Raw genomic sequence first — 5,618 nt, 5'->3', positions numbered from 1 at the left:
TTCGTTACGACCCTTCATCATATCCGCATGGGCGAATATGAAAAGGCTATCGCAAACGGGCTTCGCAGCCTTTGGGCGCAGCAAACTCCAAACAGAGCGAGAAAGGTATTAAATGGGCTTCTTGCTAAACATTAAATTTATACTGGCGGCTTTTGCGGTAATAGCGGCATTATGCGGAGCCGAAATTTTAAGCCTTAAAAGCGATGTTTCGCAGCTAAGCGCCGAAAATGCAAAGCTTAAGGCGCAGCTAGGGCAATGCGAGCTAAATCTAAGCCTGCAAAACGCCGCGATCAAATCCCTTGAGGTGAATGCAAGCCGCCGCAACGAGGATAAGATCCAAAGCGTTTCTAAAATTTACATAAAAGACAAAAGTTGCGAGGCACAACTCAATGCGTATAAAAAACTTCTTGATAGCGCTTTTTAGCGTGCTTTGCCTATTTGGTTGCAGCACAAAGGAACCACAGATAAAGCAAGTCTATGTGCCTGTGCGCTGCAATCTGAAAATGCCGCTTAAACCTGCGGCAAACGGCAGCTTTGAAGCGCATAAAGAGCTTGTGAGGTATTTTCTCAAATGCGAAGAGATAGCCAAAGACTGCACGAGGAGCGAGTAATGAAAACTTTGATTTATCTACTTAGAGCTTTTGTCTTAGTAGTATTCAATCTTGAGCTTTACGTAGTCTTTGACAACTTTATACGAAGCGAAAATTTAGTGCTCCTTCTTTGGTCGCTTTGTATAGGTATTACCGGCGCTCTTTTTTCGCCTACGTCGCTATATAAAACCTTTAAAGTATGAGCCATGGAGTATCTGCTCTATATATTAGCTGCAGGCGTTGCGGGCAGCGTAACGGCCTTTTTGAAGTATGGCGAGCGTGGCGCGGGTAATTTTATCAAACGAGTATTGGACGGCTGTTTTAGCGCATACATCGTTTATGAAATATCTTTCTTTTTCTGCAAAGATATGCGCCTTAGCCTTGCGATCTGCGGGATCGGCGCCTTTAAAGGCAGCGGAATTTTGGATTTGGCAGTCGGATTTATAAGAAATAAATTTGATCTAGATGATAGAAATAAGGATGAACAATATGAGCAATAACCTAAACGAGATCGGCATCGTCAGTGAAGTAGGCGGGGATCGCGCAAGGGTTGCGATCGGCGATATGGTTACCGACTTTTTGCCCGTATTTCAAGCCTGCGCCAATTCCTTTGCCGTAAGCTTTGCGCCGATCCGCGTGGGCGAGCAGGTGCTTGTGCTGCCGGTACGGGGCGAGCTCAACGCAGGCGTGATCCTACGCGGTATCTATCAGACCGCTCACAAAGCGAGCGCGACCGATACAAAGATCCACGTCGCTTTTGAAGACGGCGTAAGGATGAGCTACGATACGGCTAACTCCAGCCTTGAAATTTCAAGCCCAAAGCAGATCAATATCGCCTGCGAAAACGCAAGCTTGACCGCAAAATCGGTGAATGTGAAAGCGGACGATACGACCGTGCAAAGCGGAAATATCAAGCTTTTGGGAAATACGGTCATTCAAGGCTCAATCTCGACCGCAGGAAGCGGCGGAGGAAACGGAAGCTTTTTTATCAACGGAGATCTCAATATCACAGGCTCGCTCAAGGCAAGCGGCGATATAGGCGATGGCAGGGGCTCGCTTTCGAGCCATACCAACGGCGGAGTAGCGAGGGATTGAGATGAAATACCTAGTAAGCGTAGAAGATAGCATAAAAGATATTCTAAGCACTCCTATCGGCTCGCGGGTAATGCTGCCCGAATATGGCAGCCGCCTTTTTGAGCTGATCGATAGGCGGGTCAATGATGAGTTTCACGCCGATTTGAGCTACTTCGTCATCGAAGCGGTGCAGCGCTGGGAAAAGCGGGTGCAGGTCGACGAAGTGAAGCTCATAAGCTTTAAAGATCACAAGCTCAGCTTTAAAATTATGCTAACAAACGGCAAAGAGATCGGAGTAGAGATATGAGCTTTTTAAAAAATTTACCCTATCCGAACGTCATCGAGCAGCTTAGCTACGATGAAATTTTAAAAGCCGTTAAAAGTCTCTTTAAAGGCTCTTTAAATGACGATGAAATTTCGCTTCTTGAAAGCGACCGCTTTTCGGCTCTGCTTGAAACGCTCGCATATCGAGAGCTACTTTTGCGAGCCCGCATAAATAGCGCCGTAAAATCTATGCTGCTACCTTTTGCGCAGGGGGCTGATCTGGATAATATCGTTGCGATGTACGGCATAGAGCGCAAAAAGGGCGAAAAGCCCGTAGCGGAGGTGGAATTCGCCCTAAGTATGGCGCGCGATTCGGACGTACTAATTCCGAAAGGCACTATCTTGTGCGCAAGCTCCGGCGAGTTTGCCGCGATCAAAGATGACATCGTTATAGCTGCCGGGGAGCTAAAGGGTACGGGTCATAGCGTCTTGCAGACCTTCGTCAAGCAAAGTGATCTAAAATGCGAGCTCATCCAAACGCCTTTTTCATTCGTGCTTAAGGCGCGTCAAATATCGCGCTTTGAAGGCGGTGCAGATGAAGAGAACGACGAGAGACTGCGCGATCGCGCCGTGCTTTCGCTGGAGCGATTTTCTACGGCGGGAAGTAGGAAAGCCTATATCTATCACGCGCTAAGCGCGAACGCCAAGGTAGAAGAAGTAAGCGCGATAAACGGAGGACCCGGTATCGTAAAACTCTATCTAAAAACTACCGATATGAGCGAAGAGACGAGAGCGGATGTGCAAAGCTACCTGAGCGACGAGCGGGTGCGACCGCTTTGCGATACCGTAGTCGTAGAAAACGCCAAAGTCATAAACGCCGTCATCAAAGCCGAGCTCGAGCTAAAAGATATGCTTTTACAAGCGGGGGTTCAAAGCGAAATCGAGGCAAGCAGGACAAGCCTAAGCCTCGGCGAGGATCTAAATTTAAGCTATATCTATTCTACTCTGCACCGCGAGGGGGTGTATCGAGTAAATTTAAAGCAGCCCGCCGCCGACATAAAAGCGGACGTGGATAGCTTTGTGAAAATCAAATTTGAACTAAGCTTTGCAAAGGCTAATCTATGAGTATCCTACCGAGCGGAAAGCCAAAATTTGACAAGAAGCTTGACGATCTTTTTGGCTTCAGCCTTGCAGGGCTTGATATAGGCACGATAAATATCCTGGCGGATAGTTGCCCCGCTTCGCTTCTTGGGATTTTGGCAGATAGCCTGGATGTGAACATAGACGGGCTTAATGAAACCGGCGCAAGGCTACTTATCAAGGAGGCCTTTAAAATCCACTACTATTCGGGCACCTTCTATGCGGTCAAAAAGGCGGTGAATGCGATAGATAGCGGAGCGATCATAGTAGAGGGAAATTTAGGGCAGAAATATGACGGCTCTATAAAACATGATAGAAGCAGATTTTACGGCTCAAATTCGCACTGGGCCGAATACAGCATCATAAGCAGCATTCCTCTTTCAAAGAGCAAGGCGGCGGCGATAGCGACCGCAGCAAAAGCGGCGGCGCCCGCAAGGTGTGTGCTAGCTCTGATCGAGCATTCGACAAATCAGATCAAGCACGATGGACAGATAAAGTATAACAATCAATTCAACTATGGAGCATACAATGGCTAATATCAAAGAAGAAAAAACCTGGGAAGAAGGGATTTATCAGCTCGAAGTGACCGATCCCGTAGTGGGCGGAATAGACGGCATCAGTAATAAGCAAGCCAAGCAGCTAGCTAATCGCACGGGATATCTAAGAGAGCAGATCGAGAACGATAAAAATAGCGTAGATACCGCCCTTGCGAAGAAGCGAGACGTTGAGGATAGCTACTCAAAAACCGAGGTGGATAAAAAGTTTACCTCTGTGGGTACGACTATCGCAGAAAAGCTCGACAAAACTGAAACCGCGGCAGATAGCACAAAACTCGGTGGGCTTGCCGCCGATAAATACGCCCTCAAATCCGAGGCTAGCGACGGGCTGAAGATAGGCTCATATCTGCTTTGGTCTAGCGATCGAACTACCCCGGCGGGCTTTCTTCCGGCAGACGGTAGGAGGCTTCAGAAATCTGAATATATCGAGCTATTCGACGTCATCGGCTATACCTATGGCGGAAGCGGCGAGCACTTTAATCTACCGAAATTCAACGACGGCAAATTTATCCGCGGCACGGGCGGCAATGCAGCAAGCCTCGGTATAGCGCAAGACGATGCTATCAGGAATATCCAAGGCTGGCTCGCAGTTATGAGCAACGATATCAGGAGAGCAGACGGAGCCTTTAAGATGTCAGAAGTTATGGGGTCTGGGTATAATGACGGAACTTCTGACCCCGTTTATAAAGTGTCTTTCGATGCTTCAAATGTGGTACCAGTAGCCTCTGAAAACCGCCCATACAATATGAGCGTAATCATACTAATAAAGGTTAAAAACGTATTCGAGGTCACAAATGTGGACAAATCCCCATATGCTACCGAGATAAAAGCGGGCATCGTAAAACTCAAGAATTCCATCACGGGAAGCTTGAGCGATACGGCGGTAAGTGAGAAAGCAGTATTCGATGTATTTTCTACAGGCTTTTTAAGCTCAAAACAACAAAACGGCTACGCAAAGTTGCCAAGCGGCATAATGCTGCAGTGGGGCAAGCTGAAAGACCTTGAACAAGATGCTAGAAAAAATCTAACATTTCCAATATCATTTCCTAACGCTTGCCTAAATGCTAGCGCTACTTATATTGCGGACCCTTCTTGGGGTCAAGCAGGCGGGGTAATGTATGTAGCAAATATTACGAAAACCGGTATGACTATAGAGTACCAAACGGTAGATAGCGATGCTTCGAATTTTCCAAAAAGAGATGCTTTCTGGTTTGCAATAGGATATTAAAAGGAGAGAGAATGAAATATGTACACTATGACGGAAATTCAAAAATTCTAGGATACTACGATAGCGAAATACACGAAAGCATCCCTGCCCCCAACGTAGAGATAAACGAGGAGCAGTGGGCAAAGGCTCTTGATATTGGCGCTACCCATATCGACCCAAAAACACTTGCAACTAGCATAAAAATAGAGGATCCCGATATAAGCGAATTGAAACAAGCCAAACTCAATGAGCTCGCAGCATGGGTGAACGCAATGGGCGAGAGCTGCAAGGTTGAGATCAAAGACTTTGGAGCCGTCAACGGCGGATATAAATATCTACTGAATATCGGAAGTATGATCGATATATTTGATAGCCTCGAGGTGCGGGGTTTTAGGATGTATGACAATACGATGAAAAAGATAAACGGGCAAGAGGATCTCAAAAAGATCAAGCGTGCCATTCAGATTGCCGGGCAGAAGCTACACGTGCTGAAATGGGGCTATGAAACCGCAATCGAGAAGGCAAAAACCGCAAAGGAGCTTGAGGCTATCAAATTTACGGACACGATTGAAGTATAGGAGGAACAAATGGGATATTTTATTCTTTTTCTGACGAGCTTTATTCTTGGGATTTTGGCTTGCCCGATAGTAATTTTCTTGCGTGCTAGAAAGTGCGATCAGTGGGATCATTCCAATATGATGAATATCTTTCGCGTGATCGCGCACCTTGCAACTCATCCCAATGATTTCATGAAATTTCGCTACGAGGACGGCTCAAAGCCTTTCT

The 5,618-nt window shown here is 46.7% G+C and carries 11 protein-coding genes; all 11 read left to right on the top strand.

What is annotated here, in order from left to right; all coding sequences use genetic code 11:
* The first annotated feature begins 112 nt into the window (after nt 1–112).
* Nucleotides 113–424, top strand: a complete 312-nt coding sequence (locus tag Q0236_RS06405) for a hypothetical protein (protein ID WP_297916178.1) — start codon at nt 113–115, stop codon at nt 422–424.
* Nucleotides 390–611 (top strand): hypothetical protein, encoded by a 222-nt coding sequence (locus Q0236_RS06400; protein ID WP_297916177.1) that lies wholly within the window; start codon nt 390–392, stop codon nt 609–611. Before Q0236_RS06405 ends, Q0236_RS06400 begins: the two co-directional genes overlap by 35 nt.
* Entirely contained in the window at nt 611–793 is a 183-nt protein-coding gene (locus Q0236_RS06395) for a hypothetical protein (RefSeq protein WP_297916175.1), read from the top strand. The genes Q0236_RS06400 and Q0236_RS06395 overlap by 1 nt, the downstream gene beginning before the upstream one ends.
* A gap of 3 nt (nt 794–796) precedes the next feature.
* Nucleotides 797–1,090 (top strand): hypothetical protein, encoded by a 294-nt coding sequence (locus Q0236_RS06390; RefSeq protein WP_005872476.1) that lies wholly within the window; start codon nt 797–799, stop codon nt 1,088–1,090.
* The gene (locus tag Q0236_RS06385; protein WP_297916172.1) at nt 1,080–1,685 is read left to right on the top strand and encodes a phage baseplate assembly protein V; all 606 of its coding nucleotides are present in this window, start codon (nt 1,080–1,082) and stop codon (nt 1,683–1,685) included. Before Q0236_RS06390 ends, Q0236_RS06385 begins: the two co-directional genes overlap by 11 nt.
* 1 nt (nt 1,686) lies before the next feature.
* Nucleotides 1,687–1,971, top strand: a complete 285-nt coding sequence (locus Q0236_RS06380) for a GPW/gp25 family protein (protein WP_297916170.1) — start codon at nt 1,687–1,689, stop codon at nt 1,969–1,971.
* A complete protein-coding gene (locus Q0236_RS06375) occupies nt 1,968–3,053 on the top strand; it encodes a baseplate J/gp47 family protein (RefSeq protein ID WP_297916168.1) in 1,086 nt (361 codons plus the stop codon). The genes Q0236_RS06380 and Q0236_RS06375 overlap by 4 nt, the downstream gene beginning before the upstream one ends.
* Nucleotides 3,050–3,604 carry a phage tail protein gene (locus Q0236_RS06370; RefSeq protein ID WP_297916166.1) on the top strand — a complete coding sequence of 185 codons (555 nt, stop codon included), beginning with the start codon at nt 3,050–3,052 and terminating at the stop codon, nt 3,602–3,604. The genes Q0236_RS06375 and Q0236_RS06370 overlap by 4 nt, the downstream gene beginning before the upstream one ends.
* Nucleotides 3,597–4,853, top strand: coding sequence for a phage tail protein (locus Q0236_RS06365; protein WP_297916164.1), 1,257 nt, complete (start codon nt 3,597–3,599; stop codon nt 4,851–4,853). Before Q0236_RS06370 ends, Q0236_RS06365 begins: the two co-directional genes overlap by 8 nt.
* 11 nt (nt 4,854–4,864) lie before the next feature.
* The gene (locus Q0236_RS06360) at nt 4,865–5,410 is read left to right on the top strand and encodes a hypothetical protein (protein ID WP_297916162.1); all 546 of its coding nucleotides are present in this window, start codon (nt 4,865–4,867) and stop codon (nt 5,408–5,410) included.
* Nucleotides 5,411–5,419: 9 nt separating this feature from the next.
* A partial coding sequence (locus Q0236_RS06355) for a hypothetical protein (protein ID WP_297916160.1) occupies nt 5,420–5,618 on the top strand: 199 nt, incomplete at its 3' end.

It is taken from the genome of uncultured Campylobacter sp. (assembly GCF_938031315.1).
Classification (GTDB): domain Bacteria; phylum Campylobacterota; class Campylobacteria; order Campylobacterales; family Campylobacteraceae; genus Campylobacter_B.
The sequence above is the reverse complement of the archived record's forward strand: the minus strand, read 5'-3'. Positions and strand labels throughout refer to the sequence as shown.